The sequence below is a fragment of the Mesorhizobium sp. M7A.F.Ca.US.005.03.2.1 genome, assembly GCF_003997795.1.
Taxonomy (GTDB): Bacteria; Pseudomonadota; Alphaproteobacteria; order Rhizobiales; family Rhizobiaceae; genus Mesorhizobium; species Mesorhizobium ciceri.
The window spans coordinates 1-1,965 of record NZ_RZRP01001029.1; the positions used below are offsets into that span (position 1 = coordinate 1).

3 protein-coding genes are annotated in these 1,965 nt (G+C 64.3%); 1 reads left to right on the forward strand and 2 read right to left on the reverse strand.

Going from position 1 to position 1,965, the window contains the following annotated elements; translation table 11 throughout:
* Nucleotides 1-604: hypothetical protein (locus EN991_RS34135; RefSeq protein WP_127370385.1), on the reverse strand; the 604-nt coding region annotated here is incomplete at its 3' end.
* A 155-nt stretch (nt 605-759) separates the two neighbouring features.
* Between EN991_RS34135 and EN991_RS34140 the strand changes: the two genes are divergently transcribed.
* Complete coding sequence (locus EN991_RS34140; RefSeq protein WP_127370386.1) at nt 760-1,770, forward strand: sugar-binding transcriptional regulator; 1,011 nt, start codon at nt 760-762, stop codon at nt 1,768-1,770.
* Here the strand turns inward: EN991_RS34140 and EN991_RS34145 are convergent.
* Nucleotides 1,757-1,965, reverse strand: a 209-nt coding sequence (locus EN991_RS34145; protein WP_164769590.1) for an HAD hydrolase-like protein, incomplete at its 5' end; no start/stop codon positions are given. The two genes, EN991_RS34140 and EN991_RS34145, sit on opposite strands and share 14 nt — an antisense overlap.

Consider the following 1,965-nt stretch of genomic DNA (forward strand, 5'->3'; position numbering starts at 1 on the left):
AGCTTATGTCGAGCGCCCGGCCGCCCGCCGGCGTTCCCGGCACGGTCTCGGCAAAGCGAACGGGACGCTGATTGAGGCACTCGACCAGCAGCGCCGAGCAGGTGGCCGCGATTGCCTGCAGTCCGGCACCCGGCGCGGCCAATGCGGCCAGGAGATCGCCATGCCGCTTGCGCATCGTGGCATGGACGGCCGCGAAATCGGCTTCGTGGATGCGGGCATTGTCGATGTTCAGGCCGGCAAGCACCGCTTTGGTCAGATAATACATATCGCGCCGGAACAGGCGCTCGGCGTCCAGTTGGCGATCCTCGATGCCGACCGGGAAATAGGTGCCGAGGCCCTTCACCGTGGTGCCGTCCACCTTGATCGGGCGCTCATGCGGGACGAAAGCTTCGGCGATCGACAGTGCTTCGTCGACGGCACTCGCGGCATGGCTGAGCAGGCCTTCGATGCCCTTGCCTGGAAACGGTGGCAGATGGCTGGTTGCTTCGCGCAGGATGCTGGCATCGCCGCTGCCGTCATGGCGGCTCTGGCGGATGATTTCGCGGACTTCCCGCAGCCGGTCCTTCAGATTGACGCGGACATCTTCGGAGATTTGTCGGAGCATCGCGGATCGCCTTGAAATTTGCTGCGGATAGCCGACCGGGCAGCCGCCACTCTCTACATTGTTCCTATCGATAGGTAGATCAATAGGCGATACTAGACCAGCATGCAGAATCGGCGGCGGCGCCCTCGTCCGTCGCCGCAGGGGGAGAGACAGACTTGGGCAGACGACGACAGGGCGAAAGCGAAGACGGTCGAGGCGAGGCAACCGAGCAGGTCGCCAGCGAAAGCCGGACGGATCGCCTCAGGATTCGCGCCGCCTGGATGTATTTCGTCGAACAGATGACGCAGAACGAGATCGCCGACGTGCTCGGCGTCGGTCGCGTCACCATCGTGCGCATGCTGGCGGATGCCCGGGCGCGCAACGAAGTGAAGATCACCATCGAGAGCGAATTGTCGGAAATCGTGCGGCTTGAGCGCGCATTGGAGAAGACGTTCGGGCTGCAGCAGGCTCTGGTGGCGCCGCTTTCGGCAGCCGATGCCGATCCCATACCAGCGATCAGCGCCAAAACCGGCAGCTTCCTGTCGGACACGATGAAGTCCGGCATGCGGGTCGGTGTCGGCTGGGGGCAGACGCTGTTCTCGAGCCTGCCTTTCATCAGCGCCAAGTCGCTCACCGACTTCAAGGTGATTTCGCTGCTTGGCGGTGTCGGCGTTGTGCGCCGGGTCAACCCAGCCGAGTTCGCCTGGCGCTTCGCTCAGATATTCCAGGGCGACGGCTATCTGATGCCGACACCAGCCGTGGTCGACAGCGTCGAGACCAAGATCGCCCTGATCGAGCGCTGCGGCCTGCAGGAGATTTTCGAAATGGCCGACGTGCTCGATGCCGTTCTGCTGAGCGTCGGCGGGATCGCCTCGGCCACCACCTTCTCTCGTGGTGGCTTCCTCGAGGAGGCGGATCGGGAGGCCCTGCTTGCGCGTGGCGCCGTGGGTGACCTCCTGTTCCATTTCTTCGACCGCAACGGCGATCTGGTCGACCACCCCGTCAACAGCCACGTGATGTCGGTGGATGTCGACCGTCTGCGCAAGGCACCGATCCGCATCCTCACCTCCGGTGGCGAGGAGAAAACCGAAGCGCTGCTCGGCGCCATGACCCTCATCGCCCCAACCATCCTGATCACCGACGAGGAGAGCGCGCGGCGCATGCTGGAAGCGGTCAGCGGAAGCTGAAGCTGTCCATGATGTAGTCCGGCCAGGCCTGCTGTTCGTCGAAAACAGCGGCGAGATCCGGTGTGTCCGCCAGTATTCCGCTCAGCACCAGCGCGGTGGCGATGCCGGTGCTGTTTCCCCCCGATATGTCGTGTTCGACGCTGTCGCCGACGCAGACCACGGTGCCACGGTCCGGCTCGCCGGCCAGCGCCAGCG